General features: G+C 57.9%; 25 protein-coding genes. All 25 read left to right on the top strand.

The window, feature by feature from the left end; translation table 11 throughout:
- Positions 1 to 70: 70 nt before the first annotated feature.
- A complete protein-coding gene (locus FHX05_RS06495; protein WP_246698848.1) occupies positions 71 to 472 on the top strand; it encodes an HNH endonuclease in 402 nt (133 codons plus the stop codon).
- Position 473: 1 nt separating this feature from the next.
- Positions 474 to 725, top strand: a complete 252-nt coding sequence (locus tag FHX05_RS06490) for a hypothetical protein (protein WP_183871015.1) — start codon at positions 474 to 476, stop codon at positions 723 to 725.
- A gap of 81 nt (positions 726 to 806) precedes the next feature.
- Entirely contained in the window at positions 807 to 1,292 is a 486-nt protein-coding gene (locus tag FHX05_RS06485; protein ID WP_183871014.1) for a hypothetical protein, read from the top strand.
- Complete coding sequence (locus FHX05_RS06480; protein WP_183871013.1) at positions 1,279 to 2,988, top strand: terminase large subunit; 1,710 nt, start codon at positions 1,279 to 1,281, stop codon at positions 2,986 to 2,988. The genes FHX05_RS06485 and FHX05_RS06480 overlap by 14 nt, the downstream gene beginning before the upstream one ends.
- Before the next feature lies 1 nt (position 2,989).
- Entirely contained in the window at positions 2,990 to 4,240 is a 1,251-nt protein-coding gene (locus FHX05_RS06475; protein ID WP_348648307.1) for a phage portal protein, read from the top strand.
- A complete protein-coding gene (locus FHX05_RS06470; RefSeq protein WP_183871012.1) occupies positions 4,224 to 5,114 on the top strand; it encodes a head maturation protease, ClpP-related in 891 nt (296 codons plus the stop codon). Before FHX05_RS06475 ends, FHX05_RS06470 begins: the two co-directional genes overlap by 17 nt.
- Before the next feature lie 12 nt (positions 5,115 to 5,126).
- Positions 5,127 to 6,428, top strand: coding sequence for a phage major capsid protein (locus FHX05_RS06465; RefSeq protein WP_183871011.1), 1,302 nt, complete (start codon positions 5,127 to 5,129; stop codon positions 6,426 to 6,428).
- Between the two features lie 64 nt (positions 6,429 to 6,492).
- Positions 6,493 to 6,648 (top strand): hypothetical protein, encoded by a 156-nt coding sequence (locus FHX05_RS06460; protein ID WP_183871010.1) that lies wholly within the window; start codon positions 6,493 to 6,495, stop codon positions 6,646 to 6,648.
- A 24-nt stretch (positions 6,649 to 6,672) separates the two neighbouring features.
- The gene (locus FHX05_RS06455; RefSeq protein WP_183871009.1) at positions 6,673 to 6,969 is read left to right on the top strand and encodes a head-tail connector protein; all 297 of its coding nucleotides are present in this window, start codon (positions 6,673 to 6,675) and stop codon (positions 6,967 to 6,969) included.
- 180 nt (positions 6,970 to 7,149) lie between these two features.
- Positions 7,150 to 7,539 carry a head-tail adaptor protein gene (locus FHX05_RS06450; RefSeq protein ID WP_183871008.1) on the top strand — a complete coding sequence of 130 codons (390 nt, stop codon included), beginning with the start codon at positions 7,150 to 7,152 and terminating at the stop codon, positions 7,537 to 7,539.
- Positions 7,539 to 8,033, top strand: coding sequence for an HK97 gp10 family phage protein (locus tag FHX05_RS06445; protein ID WP_183871007.1), 495 nt, complete (start codon positions 7,539 to 7,541; stop codon positions 8,031 to 8,033). Before FHX05_RS06450 ends, FHX05_RS06445 begins: the two co-directional genes overlap by 1 nt.
- 1 nt (position 8,034) lies before the next feature.
- Positions 8,035 to 8,445 carry a DUF3168 domain-containing protein gene (locus tag FHX05_RS06440; RefSeq protein ID WP_183871006.1) on the top strand — a complete coding sequence of 137 codons (411 nt, stop codon included), beginning with the start codon at positions 8,035 to 8,037 and terminating at the stop codon, positions 8,443 to 8,445.
- Positions 8,446 to 8,480: 35 nt separating this feature from the next.
- Positions 8,481 to 8,927 carry a phage tail tube protein gene (locus FHX05_RS06435; RefSeq protein WP_183871005.1) on the top strand — a complete coding sequence of 149 codons (447 nt, stop codon included), beginning with the start codon at positions 8,481 to 8,483 and terminating at the stop codon, positions 8,925 to 8,927.
- Between the two features lie 11 nt (positions 8,928 to 8,938).
- Positions 8,939 to 9,334, top strand: a complete 396-nt coding sequence (locus FHX05_RS06430) for a hypothetical protein (protein ID WP_183871004.1) — start codon at positions 8,939 to 8,941, stop codon at positions 9,332 to 9,334.
- 26 nt (positions 9,335 to 9,360) lie between these two features.
- Positions 9,361 to 9,531 (top strand): phage tail assembly chaperone, encoded by a 171-nt coding sequence (locus FHX05_RS06425; RefSeq protein WP_183871003.1) that lies wholly within the window; start codon positions 9,361 to 9,363, stop codon positions 9,529 to 9,531.
- 11 nt (positions 9,532 to 9,542) lie between these two features.
- Positions 9,543 to 13,037 (top strand): phage tail tip lysozyme, encoded by a 3,495-nt coding sequence (locus FHX05_RS06420; protein ID WP_183871002.1) that lies wholly within the window; start codon positions 9,543 to 9,545, stop codon positions 13,035 to 13,037.
- A gap of 4 nt (positions 13,038 to 13,041) precedes the next feature.
- Positions 13,042 to 13,797: a hypothetical protein gene (locus FHX05_RS06415; RefSeq protein ID WP_183871001.1), complete on the top strand. Its 756-nt coding sequence runs from the start codon at positions 13,042 to 13,044 to the stop codon at positions 13,795 to 13,797.
- The gene (locus FHX05_RS06410) at positions 13,797 to 14,396 is read left to right on the top strand and encodes a hypothetical protein (protein ID WP_183871000.1); all 600 of its coding nucleotides are present in this window, start codon (positions 13,797 to 13,799) and stop codon (positions 14,394 to 14,396) included. The genes FHX05_RS06415 and FHX05_RS06410 overlap by 1 nt, the downstream gene beginning before the upstream one ends.
- A gap of 87 nt (positions 14,397 to 14,483) precedes the next feature.
- A complete protein-coding gene (locus FHX05_RS06405; RefSeq protein ID WP_246698847.1) occupies positions 14,484 to 14,819 on the top strand; it encodes a hypothetical protein in 336 nt (111 codons plus the stop codon).
- Positions 14,816 to 17,002 (top strand): hypothetical protein, encoded by a 2,187-nt coding sequence (locus FHX05_RS06400; RefSeq protein WP_183870998.1) that lies wholly within the window; start codon positions 14,816 to 14,818, stop codon positions 17,000 to 17,002. The genes FHX05_RS06405 and FHX05_RS06400 overlap by 4 nt, the downstream gene beginning before the upstream one ends.
- A 67-nt stretch (positions 17,003 to 17,069) precedes the next feature.
- Positions 17,070 to 19,802, top strand: coding sequence for a hypothetical protein (locus FHX05_RS06395; protein WP_183870997.1), 2,733 nt, complete (start codon positions 17,070 to 17,072; stop codon positions 19,800 to 19,802).
- Positions 19,803 to 19,897: 95 nt separating this feature from the next.
- Complete coding sequence (locus FHX05_RS06390; RefSeq protein WP_183870996.1) at positions 19,898 to 20,596, top strand: methyltransferase domain-containing protein; 699 nt, start codon at positions 19,898 to 19,900, stop codon at positions 20,594 to 20,596.
- Between the two features lie 598 nt (positions 20,597 to 21,194).
- Positions 21,195 to 22,094, top strand: coding sequence for a glycoside hydrolase family 108 protein (locus FHX05_RS06385; RefSeq protein WP_183870995.1), 900 nt, complete (start codon positions 21,195 to 21,197; stop codon positions 22,092 to 22,094).
- Positions 22,091 to 22,348, top strand: coding sequence for a hypothetical protein (locus FHX05_RS06380; protein ID WP_183870994.1), 258 nt, complete (start codon positions 22,091 to 22,093; stop codon positions 22,346 to 22,348). The genes FHX05_RS06385 and FHX05_RS06380 overlap by 4 nt, the downstream gene beginning before the upstream one ends.
- A gap of 274 nt (positions 22,349 to 22,622) precedes the next feature.
- Positions 22,623 to 23,054: a hypothetical protein gene (locus FHX05_RS06375; RefSeq protein ID WP_112399255.1), complete on the top strand. Its 432-nt coding sequence runs from the start codon at positions 22,623 to 22,625 to the stop codon at positions 23,052 to 23,054.
- Positions 23,055 to 23,190: the final 136 nt, after the last annotated feature.

Below are 23,190 nucleotides of genomic sequence, written 5' to 3'. Positions count from 1 at the left end.
CCTTGAACGTCTCAACGGAGACATCGATTCAGGGCCAGTGCGCAAGCTATGACTTACAGATGGGCGGCCAATGGGTCGCCTTTTTCATTTAAGAGTTATGGGCAGGCTCTCGTCTATCAAACCACGGCTGAAGGCGTTGGGCTCGCGCATCGCTGCGCCATCGGACAGGCAGGAAACCGAAGCCGAGCGTCATCGCCAGCGTGACCGCACGCAGCCATGGCGCGCCTGGTACAAGACGTCACGCTGGCAGAAGCTGCGCATGTCTGTTCTGGTGCGTGATCTCTTCACCTGCCAGATGAAGGGATGCGGTCGCATCGAGGCCGATACCTCGAAGCTCGTGGCTGACCACAAGACACCGCACCATGGCGACGAGGTATTGTTCTGGGATGAGAACAACCTGCATTGCCTTTGCAAGACCTGCCACGACAGCCTGAAGCAGAAGCAGGAACGGCAATCGTTTCGGAGTTGGTGACATGCAGATTGCAATGATCGAAGGCGCGACCCGCATCATCGGAAAGAGCCAAGGCTATCTCGGCTTGCCGATAAGGGACGAGGCCATCCACTGCACCGTGGGTGGCGAAGGCACTCCTTGCATGGTGACAGCATGGCGGCCAACGCCTGACGAGCTTGCGCGCCTCAATGCTGGCGCATCTGTCCACCTTCGCCTCCTCGGCACCGCGCACCCGCCGGTCATGGTCGAGGTCGGCGAGACACCCACGGCCTGACCCGACAGGGGGGGGTGGGTCAAAAGTTCAGAAGGCCTTCCGGCCTAGACCCGCGCCCCCCTCATTTGGAGATTTTTTCTCGTGACGCAGAATTTCGACCTCTTTGGCAACCCATTCGAGCCGCTTGATCGCAAGCGTGGTCGGCCTGCTCATGAGGTGACGGATAAAAACCGCAATAGAGTCAAGATGTTAGTCGCGCTTGGTTGGGCTAACCCCAGAATTGCCAACGCTCTGGCAGTCTCGTTGCCGACTTTGCGGAAGAATTATTTTCACGAGCTGAAAGGGCGCGACGCCTCGCGAGATCAGCTCGAAGCGCGCCGGTTGGAGCTGGCTTGGGAACTTGCCGAAAAGGGCAATGTCGGCGCATTCAAGGAATTCGGTCGGTTACTGGAGCGCAACGATCGCATGGAGATCGAACGGGAATTGTCTTCATCGCCGCCGCCCGAAAAGCAGCCTGCGGCCGAACGTCTCGGAAAGAAGCTGATGAACGAACGCCGTGCGCTAGATGCCGACGCCGAGCTAACGGCCGAACTTGAACGAGAAGCTTCGCAGCATGCTCGCCATTGATGGTGATCTGCCTCGCTTTGCCTGTCCAGACTGGTGGAGCAAGCTGCAGGCCGGTCAAACGCCGATTGCTGACGTTCCGCTCAACAAGACGAAGGCGGCGAAGGCGTTAGCATTCTTCAACCGTTTGCGGCTTCCCGATGTGCCGGGAAAGCCAGCCCTGGCGGACGCGTGCGGGGAGTGGTTCAAGGAAATCCTCTGCGCGTTCCTCGCCAGCGAAGATCCGGAGACCAAACAGCGGCTTGTTTGGGAGCTGCTGTGCATGGTCCCGAAGAAGAACTCCAAGACCACCTATGTCGCCGCTCTCGGTTTGACCGCGCTTTATATGGAAGAGGCGCCGAACCGCCAGATGCTTATCGTCGCGCCGAGCCAAAACATCTCGGAAAGGTGCTTCAGCCAGGCGCAGTTGATGATCGAGAACGACCCGAAGTTGGTCGAGATCTTCAAGGTGCAGGAGCATCTAAAATCGATCACACGCCACAAGACCGGCACGCAGCTGGACGTAAAGACCTTCGATACATCGATCGTCACCGGGGAAATTCCGGTTCTCACCATTGTCGACGAGCTGCACGAGCTGGGCAAGGTTTCGAAGGCGGTTCGTGTCATGCAGCAGATCAGGGGCGGCGGCATCACCAAGCAGCGCGGCCAGGTTCTGATGATCACAACCCAGTCCGATGAGCCGCCAGCGGGGATCTGGAGAACTGAGCTAGACAAGGCGCGGGCCATTCGCGACGGAAAGGGTGGTTCCTCGCCGATCATGCTGCCGGTACTATATGAGTTCCCCGTCGAGCTGCAGCGCAACAAGGATTATTGGAGCGACAAGCGCAATTGGCATTGCGTTCTGCCGAACCTCAATCTGTCCATCGATCCGCAGGCGCTGGTCGACGACTACGAGAACAACGGCAAGGTCAGCAAGGAGACCGAACAGGTCTGGACGAGCCAGCACCTGAACATCGAGATCGGTATCGGTCTTGGCGGTGACGGCTGGTCCGGTGCCCTCCATTGGGCGGACTGTATTGACGAGAAGCTGACCGGCCTCGATGCGCTGCTCCGGAGGTCGGAAGTCTGCACGATCGGTGTTGATTGGGGCGGCGCAGACGACCTGGCCGCCTTGTATGTCTTGGGCCGGGAAATCGGGTCGAAGCGGTGGCTTGGCTGGGGAAGGGCTTGGGCGAGATCCACTGTTTTCGAACAGCGCAAGAGCATCGCACCGCGCCTGAAGCAGTTCGAGCATGATCAGGATCTGGTGATTGCTAAATCCGGCGAGGAGCAAGCCACGATGGCGGCCGAAATCTGCCAGAAGGTTTTCGATGCCGGACTGCTGCCTGAGCAAGCAGGCATCGGCCTCGATTCCGCTGGTGTGGCGCTTCTTGTCGATGCCCTGGAAGCGAAGGGGCTGGCGCAGCCGCTTGTGACGGCCGTCATGCAGGGGTGGAAGTTGCAGACGGCGATTTCATCTGTGCCACTAAAACTAGAAGATCGCCGATTTGTCCATGGCGACCAATCGATCATGTCGTGGTCGGTAGGTAATGCCAAGCAAACGCTCAAGGGCAGCAACTACGTCGTGACAAAGGAAGTTTCCGGCGCCGCCAAGATCGACATGCTGATGGCGTTGTTCAACGCCGCTATGCTGATGTTCCAGAACCCCGAAGCCTCTGGAGTGTCGGTCTACGAAACCCGTGGCATTAGGATGGCTTGACGTGAAACTGTTCAATCGCATCTTTTCGCGCCGCGACACGTCGCCAAAATCAGAAGCGTACGATCTCACCGATCCGCGTGTGATCGATTACCTCTTCTATGGCAGCCAGTCGGCGGCCGGCGAGCCTGTCACGGTCGCGACTGCGATGCGAAATCCCGCGCTCTTCCGCGCGTTCATGCTGATTTCGAACGCCATTGGCATGTTGCCGCTGCAGCTCATCGAGGAGAATACGAAGCAGAAGGCGACCGACCATCCGCTCTATCGCCTGCTGCATCGCGAGCCGAATAACTGGCAAAGCGCCTATGACTTCAAGGCATACCTGCAAATGCAGGCACTGGCGACAGGGGATGGGTATGCGCTGATCGTCGAGTCGACCGATATCAGGCGCGGCGGGAAAAAGATCTCGCGACTGATACCGGTGGATAGCAGCACCATGCGACCGGTGCAAAATGCCGACTTTTCGGTTTCGTATGTCTATACGCCAAAGAAAGGCGTGCAGCAGACACTCAGTAGTAGCCAGGTATTTCACCTGCGCGGGCCGTCCCTTGATGGCATATGCGGTCTATCGCTGATCAGGCAGGCGCGGGATGCTATCGGGCTCGCCCTGGCGACCGAGCGGGCATCGGGCCGCATGTTCAAGAACGGCACCTTTGCCGGCGGCGCTCTCTCACATAAGGGAAAGCTCTCCGATCCTGCCTATGAGCGGCTGAAGGCTTCGCTCGCGGAAAAGGAAGGCCCGGAAAACGCCGGCAAGAACCTCATCCTCGAAGAGGGGATGGAATATAAGGCGATTAGCTCGTCGGCGCGGGATTCTCAGCTTATTGAGATCCGTCGCATGCAGGTCGAGGAGATCGCCAGAGTGACCGGCGTCCCGCGCCCGCTCCTCATGGTGGACGAAACCTCGTGGGGCACTGGCATCGAGGCGTTGGGCCAGTTCTTTGTCGCCTACGCGCTTAACCCATGGTTTGAGGCTTGGCAGCAGGCAATCGAGCGCTGCCTGCTCTTTGGGGCGGATAAGGATCGGTACGCCGCAAAGTTCAATGCTGCGGCCCTGCTGCGCGGCTCGCTGAAAGATCAGGCCGATTTCCTTGCCAAGGCGCTTGGCTCCGGCGGTTCGCAGCCGTGGATGCACGTCGACGAAGTTCGCGATGTGATGGATCTTCCGAAGCGGGAAGATCCGCCAAACCCGATGATGGGCCACAATGGCGGCCCTCCTCTCGACAGTGGAGACAAGAATGCGAAAGCTGCATAATCCTCGTGTGTTCGCAATGGCTCGCCTTGGCGCGCTTCCGGTCCCGGCCAATCATGACGTTTGCGCCTTCACCAAGTCCAATGTCTTCGATCGTTGGGCCGACGAAGCGGCCGGCGTTCGCGCGGTGGAGACAGGCGATAACATCATCAGCATGTTCGATGTTATCGGCCAGGATTATTGGTCTGGTGGCGGCATTACCGCCAAATCCGTGACAGCTCAGCTGCGCGCCATTGGTGATCGCCCCGTCGAGGTGCAGATCAACAGCCCCGGTGGCGACATGTTCGAGGGTATCGCCATTTACAATGTCCTTCGCGAGCATTCGCAGGAGGTCACCGTCAAGATCATGGCTATGGCGGCGTCGGCGGCCTCCATCATTGCCATGGCTGGGGATCGTGTCGAGATCGGAGCCGCCTCCTTCCTCATGATCCATAATTGCTGGGTCCTGGCGATGGGAAATCAGTTCGATCTGCGCGAGACGGCGGACTATCTCGCCCCCTTCGATCAGGCGATGGCGGATCTCTACGCACAACGATCCGGCCAGCCCGTAGATAAGGTCACGAAGTGGATGAATGCCAACGGCGGCAACGGCACTTACATGTCCGGATCGCAGGCGATCGAGCGCGGCTTCGCCGATGCTCTTTTGTCAGCCGACAGCATGAAGGTCGACGATGCTGCCAAGGCGCGGGATCTCGACATCAACGAACTGCGTGCGCTGGAGCTTTCGCTCGTCAATGCCGGCATGAACCGGACGGACGCCCGCGCACGCATCAACAAGATCAAAGGCACGCCAGGCGCTGCCCTTGAAGCCACGCCGGGCGCTGGCGAAGACTGGTCCGGTCTTACCGGATTGCTTGCAACTATATCCGCAACCTAACAGGAGCTTCCGATGAAGCACGTTTCTCCCAGCGCCCTCGCTATCGCGGCGGCGATCTCCACTCCGCGTCCGCGTGCCATTCTCAGCCAGAGCGTTCGCGCAGACAACACCGATCCGAAAGCCATGATCAGCGTGATCCAGGCGGCCTTCGAGGAGTTCAAGAAGGCAAATGACGAAAAGCTGAAAGGCAAGGCTGACGTTGTCCTCGACGAAAAGGTTGAGCGCATCGACGCCTCGATCGGCAATTTCCAGAAGGCTATCGACGACATCAACGCCAAGATCGCCGCGGCGGCTTTCGGCGGCGGCGCCGGCGGTAGTGGCTTGACGCCTTCCGATCCGGAATACACCGAAGCATGGGCTAAGTTCTTCCGCCATGGCGACGACGAATCCGGCATCCGCTCGAAGCACAATGTTGGCCCTCGCGCAGCCATGACGGTCGGCGTCAATACGGATGGCGGCTACCTCGCTCCGATCGAGTGGGATCGCACCATCACGAGCAAGCTGAAAGAAATCTCTCCGATTCGGCAGAATGCACACGTGCAGTCGATCAGCGGCGCCGGCATCCGCAAGGTTTATAATGACCGTGCCGTCGTTTCCGGCTGGGTCGGCGAAACTGCTGCCCGCCCGGCCACCGGTACGCCTCAGCTCGGCATTCTGGATTTCGTTCCGGGCGAAATCTACGCCAATCCCTTCGCCTCGCAGAACCTGCTCGAAGACTCCGAAGTCAATCTTGAGCAGTGGTTGGCCGGCGAAGTGAATGTGGAGTTTGCGCGCCAGGAGGGAATTGCCTTCGTCTCCGGGGATGGCGTGAACAAGCCGTTCGGCATCTTGACCTACGTCGAAGGTGCCGCCAACGCAGCCAAGCATCCTTGGGGTGCCATCAAGGTCGTCACCAGCGGCGACGCCAATCTGATCAAGTCGGATAGCATCATCGATCTTATCTATGATCTTCCGGCCAGCTATCGCATCGGCGCCAAGTTCTACATGAACCGCTTGACGCAATCCTCCGTTCGCAAGCTGAAGGACGGCCAGAATAATTACCTCTGGCAGCCGTCTTATGCCGCAGGGCAGCCCGCCACGCTCGCGGGTGAGGCCATCGTCGAGGTTCCGGATATGCCCGGCGTTGCCGCTGACAACATCGCCGCTCTCTACGGCAACATGGAATTGACCTATCTCGTGGTGGATCGCATCGGCATCATCGTCCTGCGCGATCCCTACACCAACAAGCCGTTTGTCGGTTTCTACACCCGCAAGCGCGTTGGTGGCGGCGTCACCAATCCGGAGCCGATGCGCGCGCTCAAGATCGGCGCCTAAGGCGGCGTGAACTGGCCGGCCCTGTCGAAGGGCCGGCAACCTTCATCAAACCGGAGTAACCATAATGGCAGACAAGAAGAATGAGGCCGCGAAGCCGGAAGCGGAAGTGGCCGACGATGATCCCCGTAACCGCATCGATCTGAATGACCCGCATATGTCCGGTCAGGAAGCAAGCGAACGCGCGCTCGGCTATCACAAGGAAGATCCGAAGGCGGAGTGACGCCAGTCGGTTGAGGGCTTGGAAATGGGAAACGTCGTCATCACTGAAACGGGACCGCTTTACTCCCTTGAGGAGGTGAAGCAGTTTTTGAACGTCGACTTTGCTGACGACGATACCCTCATCCAATCCTTCATGGATGCCGCGGAGAATGCCGTTCTGCAATACTGCAATCTGTCGCTTGTCCCTGAAGGGAAGCAGGCGACATTCAAGATTGCGGCCATGATGGCGGTCGAGGATTTTTACGAGAAGCGTGGCGCATCCGACGGCCTTCCCAGGCCCGCAATGCTTCTCATTGATCCCTACAGATGGCTACGTGTCTGATGCCCTGGGTCCACTTCAAAGCTCCGCATGATTTCCGCCTAACGCCTGCCGTGACAATTTCCTATCGCGCAAGCACGACGGAGTTCGTCCATCGTCGGTGCGCAGATGCTGTCGTTGCCTCAGGTCGCGGCCTCATCGTCAAGCGGCCTGCGAATCGCAAGGCCGGGAAGGGAAGACGACATGGTGCAGCGTAGTGGGGCCGGATCTCTCGACCAGCGTGTTACGTTTCAGTCCCGACAAACGAATGACGACGGCTACGGTAATCAGCAGCCGGGGCCATGGCAGGATCGATTGACGCTTTCGGCGCGTTTGCAGCCGCTATTCACGAGCCGTCTTGATGTCGAGACCGTGATGCATTCTCGGCTGCAATCGCAGCAGCCCTACAATCTGATTATTCGTCGCTGTGCGGCGGCGCTCGATATCACCACGAACTGGCGCGCCTACGATGCACGCACCGGTCTTGATGGCGACGGCGAGCCGAAGCGCGTGTTTTCCATCAGGACGATCGTCGATCCTGATGAGCGGCGGCAATATCTGGAAATGCTCGTAGTCGAAGGGGAGGCTACTTGATGGTTATCAAAGCAGAATTCCTCGGTCGCGAGGCGCTGCGCCAGAAGCTGAACAAGCTTGCGCCGAATGTCGAGAAGTACACCGAGGCGGCAAAATACGAGATCATGCAGGAGGCCGCAGAGCGCATTAGACAGGCAGCGCCGCGAGGCGCGACGCAGGTATATGCCGAAACGATCGACGGTGATTTCCTCCGAAACCGTACAGGTGCACATGTGCTGCCGGGAACGAACCCGACGAAGGACTCGAGCGCGGCTGGCCTGTTCGCCATGTTCATTTGGCGCTTTCTCGAATTCGGGACAGCGCCGCACAATGTGGAGAAGGGCGGAGGCACGGCGCTCGGCAAGGCAAAGCTGAAGGGGGGCGAGGGCCGATTGCATCCCGGTACTCGCGCCATGCCACATATCTTCCCTGTCTGGCGGGCCTATCGGCAGGAAGCCAGGCGTAAACTGCTGACGGCGATCAATCGCGGCGTCCGCGAGGCGATGAAGAAGTAAGATGGCAAGCAAGGAACTTCAGCTGCAGGGTGCGATTGTCGCGCGCCTGAAGGGTTTTGCTGGCTTGTCAGCACTTGTCGCCGATCGCGTATTCGACGCCGTGCCGGACAAGGCGAAATACCCTTACGTCACTCTCGGCGAAACGCAGTTCCTGAATACCGACATGAGCTGCATCCGTGCCTGGGATGCCTATCTCACCTTACATAGCTGGTCGCAGAAAGTCGGCTTTACGGAAGTTAAACAGATCGCCGACGCGATCGAGGATGCGCTGCATCTCGCGCCGCTGCCCATGCAGAATTTCAGGGTTGCCCTGATCACCCATAGCCAGAGCCGGGCGTTTCGCGATCCCGATGGCGTCACATCTCACGCGGTCAACCAGTTTATTGCTCGCGTCGAGGCAATTCCGGCCTGACCGGAGCAACTTCGAACCTTACGAAGGATAGTCACATGGCTGACGAATACGAAGACGGCCAGGTCTTTGGCCGTACCCTATTGATCCAGATCGGCGATGGCGCCAGCCCTGAGGTCTTCAAAAACCTATGCGGCCTTAAGACCCGCAGTTTCACACTCTCGGCCGATCGCATCGACACGACCGTTCCGAGCTGCACCAATCCAGGCGGTCCCGTCGTTCAAACCTCTCGCCCCGGCGTCCAGAGCGTCGCCTTTACGGGCGCCGGCAAGGCCATCGTGGGTGCCGATACTAAGAAGTTTCGGCAATATGTTCGCGAGAACACTCCCTTCAACGCGAAAGTCATCGTCCCCGGCGACGGCACCTATACCGCGCAGTGGGTGGTCACGAATTTCGAACTCTCCGGTGACGAGACGAACACCATGGAGTTCAGCGCGACCTTCAACACGACGACGGTCTATTCGTTCGAAGAAGAAGCCCCGTAAGGATCTGACGGATGAAAAAGCCGATAAAAAAGCCTGCAAAGACGCCGGAAAGCGCGGCCGTCGAAAAGCCCTTTCCGCTCAAGGTCAATGAAGCGCGCGGCGAAGCCCCGCTGTGGATCGGCAAAGTGCCGCTCGTTTTGGCTGCGGAAATGGAGCGACTTGTCGCCGTCTCCAGCCGTCTCCAATGCAAATCCTTGAACGATCTCTATGCTCGTCTGAGCGGCGTCGAAGCCGCTGCGACTTGGGCCGGCATTGAGCTGTTGACCGTTCGCGGTGATTGGCGGGCAGCACTCGCCACCCTGAAGTTGGAGCACTTCTCCGCTTGCGGCGCTGCATTCATGACTATCCTCATGCATCATTTTGATGGTGACGAGGGAAACGGGGAAGCCGTCGACGAGACGGCTTAGATGATCCCTTCCCTTGGCGCAGATGGATGCGCCTGGGGATTGGCGGCCTTGGGTGGCGCCCCGCCGACTTCTGGGGCGTCACCATCACCGAATTCTTCGAGGCGATACGCGGCCGTAACGAGGCGAACGGCGGCAAGCAGAATGCCGAGACGCCAACCGACCGCGAAATTGAAGATCTGCTCAAGCGCTATGGATAGGTTTCATCTCCATGAATGATAATGCTGACGATCTGATTTTCAGCATCAGCGAGGATAAGTCTGCGCTTCGCCGCAGTATCCAGCGCATCGAGCAGTCGTTTGACGGCCTGTCGGGGAGCGTTGCCCGTAAGTTCGCCTCCGTGGGCCGCTCCATCGACAGCTCCGTTTCCTCGACGGTGCAGCAGCGCATCAATGCCATGACGGGCATTGGCACGAAGGCCGCCAAGGAATGGACCGGCGCTCTCGCCGATCAGGGCAAGGAGCTTGATCGGCTGCGCGCCAAGTACAGCCCGATCTTCTCCGTCATCAGCAATTACAAGACGGCGGTTGGCGAGATCCGGCGGGCGCACGCACTTGGTGCCATTTCCAGCACCGAGTATCAGGCTGCGATGAGCAAGGAGAGGCAGGCAGCACTTGCTGCGACCGCCGCCATCAAAGGCCGCAACCAGGCGATTGCTGCCGTAGCGCCTCCTTCGTCTGGCAGCCATGCCAATGACAACAGCTTGTCAGAAGGCAACCGGCGCTTTCTCGCACGGGATATTGCATTTCAGGGACAGGACATCATCACGACAGCCGTTGGCGGCATGAGCCCGAAGATGATTGCTCTTCAGCAGGGCACGCAGATTGCCGGCGCTGTACAGGGCCTGACGCTGAAGGAGACGGGCGCTGTTCTGGCCGGTGCGGTCACGAACCTGCTCAATCCGATTGCGCTCGCCTCGATCGCATTTACCGGCTTGACCGCCGCCGGTATCCAATTTTTCGCCAAGGCGAAGGATGGCGCCCTTTCGCTAGACGATGCGCTTAAGGCAAATGCGGAAGCGCTCGATCGCATCCACGACAAGTACGGTGAATTGTCGAAGGTGCCGACAAGCCTTACGAGCGTTGCCGGCAATTCGTTCGTCCTGTCGGACGCCAGGACAAAGCAGATTGCTATCCAGGCGACGTTGCGTAACCAGCTTGGCGGCTATCTCGGCGCCACAAATGATACGTCGCTCACAAGCTATGTTGCCAGCGCGAATAGCCTTGAGAATGTAAAGACCTTGCAGAACCTTCCCGGCGAACTCGCCAAGTTTTCCGGTCCCGTCAGGGCTCTCCTCGATGGCGTCAAGGACGGCCGAACTGACCTCGATGGCTTCAACTCACAGATCGAAGATCTCTACACGACGCTATCGAGGAACACAGACGATGTTCAAACCCTGAGAAATTCAGCGGACGCGGTGAAGGCGCTCGCTGATGCCGCATTTTCCGTCTCGGGCAAGTTCAAACCCTTTCAGGATGCCATTAACATCCTCAAGGTCCAGGGAATTGACGGCCTGGCGAAATTCGCTGATCAGGTTCATCGTATTGGCGAAGAGAAAGGGATCTCGAAGCTTGCCGATGAACTGATTTCGAAGGGTGGAGACATCGTCAAGCTTGCGCAGGAAGCGGAAACACTCCGTCGGGCTCTGCAGGCGATCGATAGAGAGGATACCCGGCCGGGACTCCGGGATCGCGACACCTTGCCGGCCTATGTTGCCAAGAGGGCTGCATCCCTTCGGCAGCTCAACGAGCAGTTTGCGGCCGATCAGCAACAACAGAATGCCCGCACATTTGCGGAGCGCCTTGCTGCGGCCGATCGTGTCTCGCGCGCGGATCGACCACAGCAGGCCGACGAGGGCGGTGGCGCAGACGCTCGCGCAGCACGCGCGGTGGAAGCCGAGCGAAACAGGCAGGCGCGCGAGTTGCGTGATGCTGCGCTCAGCCGTTCGCGAGGACTTCAGTCTTCCATTGACGATCAGCAGCAGGAAATTGCGCTGGTTGGCAAGTCGAGCGCCGAGCAGGCAGCGCTGCGCAAACAGTATGAACTGACATCGCAGATCCGTCAGGAGGCAATCGCCAACGGTATCGAGGCAGAGGGCCGGTTCGATGAAGTTTACGGCAAGGAAATCGCCAGCATCAAGGCGCTGTCGGCGCAATATGGCGAGCTTTCCGATATGCTGGCGAAGGTGAAACTCAATCAGGATCTCGCCGATCAGGCGCGCCTGTCCACCCTGTCCAAACAGGATCAGCAGATTGTAACAACCCTGCGTCAGTACGGTTTGGATGACAAGGATCTGAACAGCCCGCAGGCGAAGCAGATCCGCCAGCAACTCGTGGCCAACGATAATCGAGAGACGATCACGTCGTTCCTGACCGAGTTTAAGGATGGCATCGTTAAGAATGGCGACGGCATCGGCAAAGCCTTCGGTAGCGCGCTGCAGAATGCGCTCATGAAGCAGGCTGACAAGCTTTGGGATAAACTGTTCAATCAGGTCGCTAACCTGGTCTTGGGTACCAAGGCGGGTGGAGGCGCCAGTGATGGCGGCGGGATTATAGGTGCGGGCGCTCAGGTTGCGGGAAAACTGCTATCGTCGCCATCGGTCACTGGCGCTGCGGCATCGCAGACGGCTCAAACAGGCATTGCAGCGCAGGCATGGAATTTCTTCGCCGGCAAAGGCCTACAGCCGCATCAGGTTGCCGGCATTCTTGGCAACATCAATGCCGAGAGCGGGTTCAATCCACTCGCAAAGGGTGATGGCGGGAAGGCGCTCGGGCTTTTTCAGTGGAACGACCGCGCGCCAAAGATGCTCTCGGCGATTGGCGGCCGGCAAAATCTTGGCGACGTAAACAGTCAGCTGAACTATGCGTGGTCGGAACTGCAGGGACCCGAGAACCGCGCATTCCAGGCGCTCTTGAAGTCGACGGACGTTCGCAGTGCGACTGCGGCTTTTGCCGGCTTCGAGCGCCCAAGGGGCTTCTCATGGGCGAACCCAGAGGATGCACACAACTTCTCAGGCAGGCTTAATGCGGCGAATGATGCCCTGTCGAAGTTCGGCACCACGGCTTCGAAAGCAACGGATGGAATCGGTAGCCTCAGCGCCGGTATAGGTAAAATTGCCACCAATATAACCGGAAACGGCGCTGGCGGCGGCTCACTTCTGTCAATGTTGTCGTCTCCGAACTTCACTCCGAACACCACCCTGGGCGCGGTGATAGGTATGCCCGACGCGCAGCAGCGGTCGGCAGGAAGCCTGTTCGGGTCGCTATTCTCTTGGATACCGAAGATATTTGGTTTCGCAGATGGAGGTCATGTCGCCGGACCGGGAACCAGCCGCAGCGACAGTGTTCCGGCATGGCTTTCGAACGGCGAATTCGTCGTCAACGCGCAGGCAACGCGCAAACATCGGACCATGCTTGAAGCGATCAACAATGGGTCCATCGCCCGCTTTGCGGACGGTGGTCTTGTAGCTCCGCGCATGGTCAGCACGCCCATCGCGCCGACGCTTGCGCCGCGTCTGGCGGCGGCCGGGAACGACAATCGTCAACCCGGTATCCTGCAGGTCCAAATCTCCGGGGCCAGCGGCGACGATCATGTTCGCATGCTTGTCCGTCAGGGGGTTGGCGAGGGCTTGCAAACCTATAGCAAGCAGCAGGAGCGGAGCGGATTTGGCGCTGTCCAGGCTCGCTATACAAGTCAGAAGGGTTGATTTCGTGGGGAGCCTGATCAACCAGCCGATGCTGTTTCTCGATTTCCTGAACTGCCCCAAGGCCACCATTGATGTCGTGGGCAATGCGATCGATGGCGGTCGCAACAGCGTCGGCGAAACCCAGACGATCGAGCTGAATGGCGGCGGCATCATTACCGCCGCCTTCGAGGACTGCAAGATCAAGGATCCGGAGCAATACGAGTATATCAACATGCTCGGGGCACGCCTGAACGGCGGCTTTCGCAATATTGTTGTGCCGATCCCGACCGATTGGTTTGGACCGTTCCCGATCATCGGTAAGCTGCCGACGCCAATCATTTCCGGAATTCCGCATTCCGATGGTGCGCTGTTTTCCGATAGGTCTGGATATAGCCAAGCGACCGTATGGGGAAAGTTGCTCAGCAACGCCGCACTTCATGCCGGACAGATCACGATGCGCGTCTATGGCGCATCTCGCGACCTGCGCATGTCGGATTGGTTTTCGATTGCCCATCCGAACAAGGGTTGGCGCGCCTATCGCTATTGGGAAAGCCAGAAGCTGGCAGCGGGAACGGAAGTGGTTAGTGGAGTGACCGTCAACTACGCGGATTATCTACTCGCTATCGCGCCGCCATTGCGCGAGGCGGCAACATCAGACACGCGTATCGAGTTCTCCCGCCCGCGTTTTGTCGGCAAGTTCAAGACCGATTTCACGCTGCCGAGCGTCATAGAAGCGTTTTTCGTCACGCAGCAGACGATTCAATTCGTTGAGGCGTTCTGATGGGCTGGTTTCCTGACAATGTGATCGCCAGGATGCGCACGAGCCACATGCTTGGGATCTTCTTACGCATCGCCACCGATCCAGCGCTTCATATCTACTTTGGCGTGACTGATATTCCGGCTCGCTTCGAGAGCGTCGATCCGGACGGCACCGTCTATATGGGCGGCGGCCGTCTCATTGGACTGCCGGTGCTCCAAAACTTGATCGGCGGAACGGCCGATAGCGTTGATATCACCCTATCGGGCATTGATCCGGCGACGGCGAGCGAGACGCTCGCCTCGATCCCGCCGGTTCGCGGCGCGGCTGTTCAGGTCGGCATGATGACGTTGGACGATTACTATCAGCCCATGGGACCGATCGTGCCCGTTTGGCGGGGAACGGCGTCGCATGTGTCGAAATCGCGGCAAGCCGTCTTTGGCCTCAATCAGCCATCGATCACCCTGTCGCTCTCCGTCGTCGCCGGCACGCTGACGCGCTCGCGGGCAACGCGGACCTTATGGTCCGACGCGCAGCAGAAGGCGATCTCGCCAACTGACGACTTTTGCAAACAGGTGCAGCGCCTAGCCTATGGCATCGCGCCCGTTTGGCCGAACTACTAGATATCAGAGACAACCATGATCCTGAGAGAGTGGCTTGAGTTGCCGCACCGCTTCTGCTGGGGCGGCGTCGGTGGAGACGACTGCTTAATGTTTTGCGCCTCATGGGTGGAGTATGTCCGCGGTTTCGATCCAGCCGCTGAATATAGAGGCACCTATGCATCCGAAGAGCAGGCAGTTGCCGTGATCAAGAAGGCTGGCGGGATGCTCGCCCTTGTGGATCGTCTTGCTCGCAAAGGTGGGATTACGCACACCAATGCCCCGCAGAATGGCGATATCGCATTGATCTCGGCAAGGTCGGCGAGCGATCTGCAGATCAAGGAGATCGGCGCCATCAAGTTCGGTCATCAATGGGCCTGTCTGGGATATCAGGGGGTCATCGGGTGCAGGGCCGAGTTTATCGCTGCATGGAGCATCGTGGCATGATGAACCATCAGCAGCGGATGCTGGTGTGCTATGGGCTATCCTATAGCACATCCCTTTACAGCCAGGTCCTGTTCGATCCCATATTCACGCCGCTCTTCACAGCCATATTCAGCGGGGGGCTTGGCTTGTCGGGAACGGCGCTCTCCGTGGCGGTGACCGCATCGAGTGCTATTGCGACGACTGCGCTTGCAATTGGTGTCCAAGCCTTGATGGCTCCCAAGGTTCCTGATCCGGAAAGCGGCCGCGTTCCAAAGACGCAGAGCGTTCCCTTCAGGGTATGGGCGGTCGGAAGGACGCGGCTTGCCGGCGCCTATACGATGTGGGAGGCAAGCGGAGACTATCTCTATGCCGTGCAAGCCTTGGTCGCTCATCGCTCAAAATCGATCAACCGATACTGGTTGCACAATGACGAAGTGTTCATTGATGCGAACGGCTATACGACCAATGACGATAATGGCCGTTACGGCAACAATGTCAGGCTCCTTACCAGGCTCGGTCTTTCGACTGAGACACCTTACGCACCGTTGGTTGACAAGCTTGCCGCATCAGGTGTCTGGACGAACAATCATCGCGGCGACGGGCAGACCTCTCTTGCCATGATCGCGGAGTCGAGCGCAGCAAAAAACCAAAACAAGCGATTTCCATACGGAGCACCGCAGGCCTCCGTCGAGGGTGATTGGGCCTTGTGCTGGGATTACCGGATCGATGCGAACCCGGAAAATCCAGCCGCTTGGGTGTGGACACAAAATAGCGTTCTTATCCTTTGCTGGCACGAATGCTTCAATGAGTTCGGCAATCTTCGCGATTACCGCATTGCCATCCTACCCTTGCTCGATATGTGGATCGAGGAGGCGAACATTTGCGACGAGGACGTGCCCCGCGCATTGGGCGGCACTGAGAAGCGCTACGAGTGCAACGGTTGGGATACGACGGAAAATGGCCCAAAGGTCGGAAGCAAGGCCATTCTTGCGACCTGTGACGGATGGACAATGGAACGCCCTGATGGCGCCTTGCTGCTCACTGTCGGCAAGTTTCGCGAAAGCCGCGTCGAAACCATTACCGATGACGACCTTATCGGGCACCGCATACAGTTTGATGTCCTATTTGAGGATGAAACAAACCGGCTTGTCCCGAAATTCACTTATCCAGACACCGGATACTCGACTTGCGACACTGATTATTTCGAGGACACTGCGGCGCAGATGTCGTCCGGCCGCGTGCTATCGAAGGATGGTGAGTACCTCTGGTGCCATCAGTGGCGCCAGGCGAGGAGGCTTGGAAAGCGGGAATGGCTTTGCCTGCAGGAAAAGCCGCGCGGACAGATCGATTGCCGATTTTCTGGCGTCAATGCAGCCTATAGCCGATGGGTCCGTCTCGATACGCCAATCATGCTGCCGGAGCTGAACGGCAAAGTCGTCGAGAATAAGAACGCGGATCTGTCGATCCTGATTGGCGTTTTCACCATGGATATTGCCCAATATCCTGCGGACACGATCGAAGTTTGGAACCCGGCGACGGATGAGGGAAAGCAGCCTCCGGTTCCAAATACGCTAGGTACGGCGGAAATCTCGCCAGGCGTCATCAATACTGTTGAGGCCAAGGCAAATGGCGGATCTGTTTATTTACGCGTTGTTCTTGTCGATCCTGGTTCCGATAGCTGGACACCAGTCGTCTTCTATCGCCCGACGGATGCCGGCAGCGGCATGCCAGGAGCGTGGATCGAGCAGCGGTTCCCGGACTGGACAGCCTCAGGGGGCTTCGTCGAACTGAATACGGGAGCCGTTCCTGTCGATGTCGATCTCGACGTCCAAGCCGGTTTCATCGGTTCGAACGGCTCCTATGGGCCACGCTCCTCGACGGAAGAGGTGCATTCGACAGCCGATCCGACGCCGCCGGGTCCGGTGACAAGTGCCACAGCAACGGGTGGTGTCGGGCAGGCTACATTCAACTGGACCGCCCCAAATAGTTCAAACTATGCAGGCGCTCGCCTTTATTGGAATACGGCGAACAATTACTCGACCGCAACCGCCGCCAGCCCGCCAGAGTATGGCGCGCCAAGCAGTGCGGACAGCCGCATCGTGACAGGAATCAGTGCCGGCACAAGATATGGATGGGTTGTCGCAATCAATCGATCCGGCATCCCAGCCACCGAAGTTGCCACCGGCGCATTCACAGTCACCTGATCTCTCAAAACACAATTGGTCCCGTTCTCCCGGCCATCGGCCGGCTCGATAACATGTGGAGAATGCTATGCCTTTCAGTCCGAATGCGGCTTCTGTCTATGCGGACGGTCCAACCGCAACTCCATTGCAGCCGTCGAAACCAGAAATTCGCGCCTATCTTCTACAGCTCGAAGCGGCAACGGATGCTATCGCTGCGGGTGCAGGCACGATCGCAAAGCAGACACTTGCGCAATTGAACGGCGATCTGGCGCATTCGGCCGACACGATGGCATGGGTCTATGCTGACGGCAATGTGACGAACAACGGCATATACCGCAAAAATGGGGGAAGCGGCTCTGGATCGTGGTCTTTCGCGCTGCCGCTCCCCTACACGTACATCGCAGCAAGCAATAGCGGAACAGGTACCCAGAATGCCATCAAGGCGACGTCAACTGTTCCAGTAACAAATGGCATGCTCGTTTCGGTCAACGTTACCGTGACGAATACCGGGACACCGGTGACGATCGCTTTCAATAACCAATTGCCTCTTACAATAAAAACGCGCAGTGGGCTCGATATTGGCGCTGGCGATTTGACGCCTGGCTATCTTCTGGGTGTTCGCCTTGGTTCGATTTTCTATCTTTTGTCTGATGTCGCCGTCGCAAGTCTCATCTATGCAGCGCGTGATGCTGCCTATGCTGCTCGCGATGCGGCGCAACTCGCTCAGAGCCGCGCGGAAGATGCGCAGCATGCCGCTGAAGAAGCGCGTGACATCGCTGCCGGCTATGCTTCCGATGCTGTCAGCCAGGGTAATGTTCCCATATACGCCACAGCCGTCGGTTTGGCCGGGCTTGCCATACCTAACGGCATAACGTTCATTCGCACCAACGGCTATTATTCAGCCAACGGCAAGGGTGCCGCCCTCTATCGGCAGGTGATGGCGCCCGAAGTTGCTCGGCCTGGCGAGCAGACATCAAATGGTGGAACGAAACGTTGGGGATTGGCGGAAGCGTTCCCTGACGCCTACATGTTCGGTGGTTTCGGCGATGGCGTGGCGGACGATTGGCAACCGTTGCAGAAACTGCTTGACTATTGGTCACCTGTAAAGTGGCTCCCAACCGGAACCATTACGGATCGCCCCTCTGCCATGTCGGGCGGCGGCCGTGTTAGGATCCCCGCAGGTGTATGGCGCTTCACGAAGACGCTTTATTCTGGGCCGTTCGTCCGTATCTACGGCGACGGCATGGCGATGTTCCCGCAGTCGCCTATGGATGCATCGACCTACGGCCAGTATTCTTTCCCGAACGCTACTATCTTGCGGCCGGATTTCGTTCTCGCGGACCGCGCTCTCGGCGTTGGCCTGCATGTCGCGCCTTGGGTTCTCAACCTCACAGGCGGATCGGCCGGCCTGGCAGGCCAAACGGTCGGCACGCAATTCAAATCGCTCTCTGCCACTGCGATCAATGGCCCCGACATCGACAACCAAAAGATCAGCTACTGTGAGGGTGCTGATGTATCTGACCTAACGATATGGCCCATCAATGAGATTTTTGCTGGTATCCGCTGGACTGCAGCGACGAAATCAAACCTATCAAAGGTGGGTATTCGCAACGTAAGGCGCGGCGTATTTGTCGAAAGCTGCTGGGAAAGCAACATTCAAAAGTCCGCAATTTACGATTTCGGCGACTACGGCATCTACGGGCAATTCGGCAATCTTCACAGCTTTGGCATTCGAGACAACTGGATACACGCAGCCGGCCGCGTGCTGGCTGGCGACAAGCCGCTTGGTGTGTTTGCTGGTTACTTTAATGGCCTGTCGATGGATGCTAACGCGATCGACGAATGTTTCGACGCGATAAAGCTCGAGAACGGCGCTGGTGCTGTCATCGACAACACGCATTCCGAGCGTACTCTGAATGTCTGGCTAACGACGAACGGAAGCTTCGGGGTTAGCGGCCACGGCAACCACGGCATCTATAACGTTGTTGACGCCCGCACCTATGCCAACTCCATTATATGGGATGGCGTGAGCTGCGATGTGGAGCTCAATTTTACTGCGAATATCGACGGTATCAGCAGCGGCGCAGCGTTCCCTGGCAAGACATATCTGCTCGGCACAAATCCGAATACCGGGGCGCAGACCAGCCTAAATTATGCCAATGGGGCGACTGTCCACACGACGGTCATCTTCAAAGGCATGCCGAAGTTGGCGGCCGATGCAAATCGCGTCAACCGATCCGCTGGCCGCATAGCCTTCGAATTTGAAACTAACACTATCGAAATAGCAGGGATGGCGAATGCTAATCAGGCGCTCACCGACACCTTGCTTTATGGCGATGCTGGCGTAGCCCAATCGGGCACCGTCTACATCAATGGTGTTGCTGCTGGCTATGTGACATGGGCTTCCGATGGCATGCAGGTTCATAACAGTGCCGGTGCTCTGTCCTTCGGCTACTCAAACTTCAACAACTATAACCGCTTCCTCTTTGCTGGCGGCCTAAGCCTTCAGGCGGTATTTGGGAACCCTAACACCTTCCGAACGGAAGCAAAGGGCAGTCTCGTCGCAGATACTGCAAATGGCGCCCTTTGGATCACAATGGACGCGTCTTCATCAAGTGCATGGCGTTCCATCGGTGACGTAGATCTCGAATACACCTCTGCCACGCTCGGCTCGGCCACGAATGCGGTCAATACTACCAACAAGCGCAAGGGCATGCTCGTCTACAACACGACCAACACCCATGTTTATCGCGCGCTCGGGGCATCGGCAACGGCAGCGTGGGTTTCGCTACGAGACGGAACCACAATTACGCCCGCGTGACGTGTTAATCAGGCAAATAATCTCCATCCCAGATTGACACCCGTCGCCGCTGTGTGCGCATATCCGGCCGGAATTTTTCAACACAGGGTCGAATTATGCGCGATAAATTCATGCTGGATGTTTTTGAGAAATATGTGCCGAATGCGGATTACCTTGACGTCGGCCCTCTATACGGCACGGTCAACGAGACGCTGAGCGTCGCGGCCAAGTACGGGCCCAAGTCCCTGACGGCAGCGGATATAGACCCGCTAGACGCTCCTTCGTGGGCCGCGCTTAGATCCCGCCTGGCAGAGCTCAATATCAGCGATGTGAAAGAGCATTCTGTCAGCATCGATGACCCGCAGATCACCGAAAAGATTGGGACATACGATTTCGTTTATAGCGCCGGCATTCTTTACCACGTTCCGTCGCCTGTTTTCACGCTTCAACAGTATCGCAAGCTGACCCGAAAATACTTCCTTCTCGGCTCAATGGTGGTACCTGATAGGGTCGAAAATGAACAAGGGGCGCTGGATTTTTCGGGCGGGAGGCTCTTATTCGTCCCTGCGCTGGGCGATTATGAACGGCGTGTCATGGGCGCGCATTACGACGCGTTCGGCATGAAAATCCATCACATCAACACCGAAGGCTGGAATTGGGTCCGCAATGGAGAACCAAGCTACGGCCCGTGGTGGTGGCTATACTCCCCCGCTACACTTCGCCGTATGGCTGAAACTGCCGGCCTTAAGATCATAGCAGAAGAAACAACATGGGCTGGTCGTCATCACTATCTATTCTGCGAGCGCATTGACTAAATAGCCGCGGAGTTTTGCGGATTTACTAAGAACCGTCGCGGTGGTGCGCACCCGGCGGGTCTTGCCGTTTCGGCAGAGAAATCCTCCAAACAATTTGGTGCAAGAATGAAACCAAAACCCGTCCCTGAAGCGCGATTTAAAGGCTCTCGGGTTTGACTCTGCTAGCAACATCCATGATGCCATCTTCCCTATCTATATTGTCATTCTTATCAGGACATTAGCTCCCCATCAATCTGCCATCACACTAACCCAAAAATCGGTGAAATATGAAACTCGTCCCGAATGCGGGCCGATTGATAAGACCCTCTCGCTAAACCGTCGCAAAAAAATCGGCCCTGCCGGTGGGGCAAGCAGGGCCATAGCACAGGGGAACGCTCATATTTGCGAGTGGGGTTAGCAGGTAGGGCTGCTGGCTCGCAATGTAGTGCTAGCATTGAATGTATTTCTTGTGAAGTGTTTGCAACCATAGAGGCGCAGGCCTTCACTTCCGAGTGATCCTTTCAGGAAATCCCATGAAACCGAAACTCGTCCCGAACGCGGGATGGGTTGCGTCGGCGCATCTCAAAATCCCGTTCAACCCTATCCATGGAGCAACCCTATGGACGATTTCGCACGCTCTCTCGCCAAGGTTCTTATCAGCGAGGGCGGTTTCACCAACAATCCAAACGATCCGGGCGGCGCCACGAACAAGGGCATCACCCAGCGCGTCTATAATGAGTATAGGACAGCGAAAGGTCTTCCGACACAGTCGGTCAAGCTGATCAGCGATGGCGAGGTCTCTGACATCTACCGTTCCCGCTATTGGGACATGGCGAGCTGCGGCAAGCTTCGCTCCGGCGTGTCCTACGTCCTGTTTGACGGCACGGTTAATTCCGGCGTCTCGCAGGCCGTGAAGTGGCTGCAGCGTGCTTTGAAACAGCTCGGCCTTTACCAGGGCGCTATCGACGGACTTTGCGGTCAGGGAACCATCCTGGCGGCCGGCGGCGTAAATGATGATGATGGGCTGATCAGGATCATCATGGAGCGCCGTCTCGCCTTCCTGAAAGCTCTGAAGACATGGAAGTATTTCGGCAAGGGATGGTCGGCTCGGTGTGCCGCTGTCCTCAAGACCGGCCAGGTGTGGGCCTCCGGCTCCGTCGGTCCCGACCCGGCCTTTGCTTTTGTTGAAGGCGGCCAGGCGAAAGCCTTCATCTCGGATGCCAAGGCCGCTCCGGTTCTTGCCATCGCGGACGGTACGACCGGCTCTGGCTTCGCCAGCGGCGCGGTGACCGGCTACATTGCATCGGCCAAGGATCAGCTATCGCAGTTCGCTGGGTCGAGCACCTTCATCGATCATGCGCTTATGTGGATGACGGTCGGCTCGATCGCGCTCGTCGGCGCAGGCGCTGCCTACCGCTGGTATGCGAAGCGGGTTCAGAACAGACGGGCAGATGTCCTCGATCTCCCCACGATTGCACAGGCGGCAGGCGCGCAGACCCTTGATGCGGTGGCGGCATGATCGGGCTCGTCGGCGCGTTTTTCAGCAAGAATTGGATTTCGCTGGCTTTGGTCGGCGGCATCCTGCTGGGCGTTGGAGCCATTTACATGAAAGGCCGTTCGGATGGCTCCGCTTCGGCCGAACATGAAGCGAAGACCGCCGTCGCCAACCAAATCACGGAAAGGAACGATACTGATGCCAAGGTCAAGAATATGTCTCGCCCTGATGTCTGTCTGGCTATTGGCGGGGTGTGGCGCGACGACGGGTGCCAGTGACGGCGCCGGCTATGCGGCACTACACCCCAACGCAAAGACTCGAGTTTTCATCTTCGCGAATGATGAGCCGTTCACGCGTGAAGTCGCCGCCCACAACATCCAGTGCGGGAAAGATCCGCTGTGCCGGAAATGACGTTGGCGGCAGCGGGGCAGATCTTGGGCTTCTTCATCACATCAACCACGCTGGCGGCTCTCCTGCTGCTGGCGTGGCATTCCATTTAGCATTTCAAAGGGCAGGGCGGGATAAATGGGCACTGGTAAAGAGGATACGGCAATGAATAAGCCTCGCATCATCTTCGACTTCAATCTTGGTACTCTTCTCCCACTGCTCGCGCTGGCGCTGGCGGGGTGGGATCGTTACGCCGCCCTGGAAGCGAAGGTTCAGGTCATCGACCAGCGCGGCCTTGCCCGAATGCAGATCTCCGATACCTTTCAGGCCGAAACGAAGAAGGCGCTTGCCGATGTCGCCAGCGCCCCGAAGGATATCGTTGAGCTGAAAAAGGGGCAGGAGGTTGCTAACGCCCGCATGGACCGGCTTGCCGATCTGATGATTAACGGTCAGGACGCGATGCGGCAGACGATGCAAACCGGCTTTGATCTTCTTCGCAAGGATATGTCCGCGATCTCGACGAAGGTTGAGGTTGTCGGGTCTAAGGTCGATATGATGACCGGCAAGCCATCGCCCGGGGTGTTTCGCCCGAGATGATTCACTAGCCATTGGAAGCCCTAACCATTTTTCGATCTGAAGCCGTTCCAAATGAAAACGAAAAGTTGGTAGGGAGCGATAAATCGGTAGGGAATAAAAAACTTGTCGCCGACCTGGGCCTGGAGCTGGTCATAAA

Origin of the sequence: Rhizobium sp. BK491, assembly GCF_014194925.1 — a bacterium.
In the GTDB taxonomy this organism is placed as follows: domain Bacteria; phylum Pseudomonadota; class Alphaproteobacteria; order Rhizobiales; family Rhizobiaceae; genus Rhizobium.
This window is presented reverse-complemented; position numbering and strand designations above follow the sequence as displayed.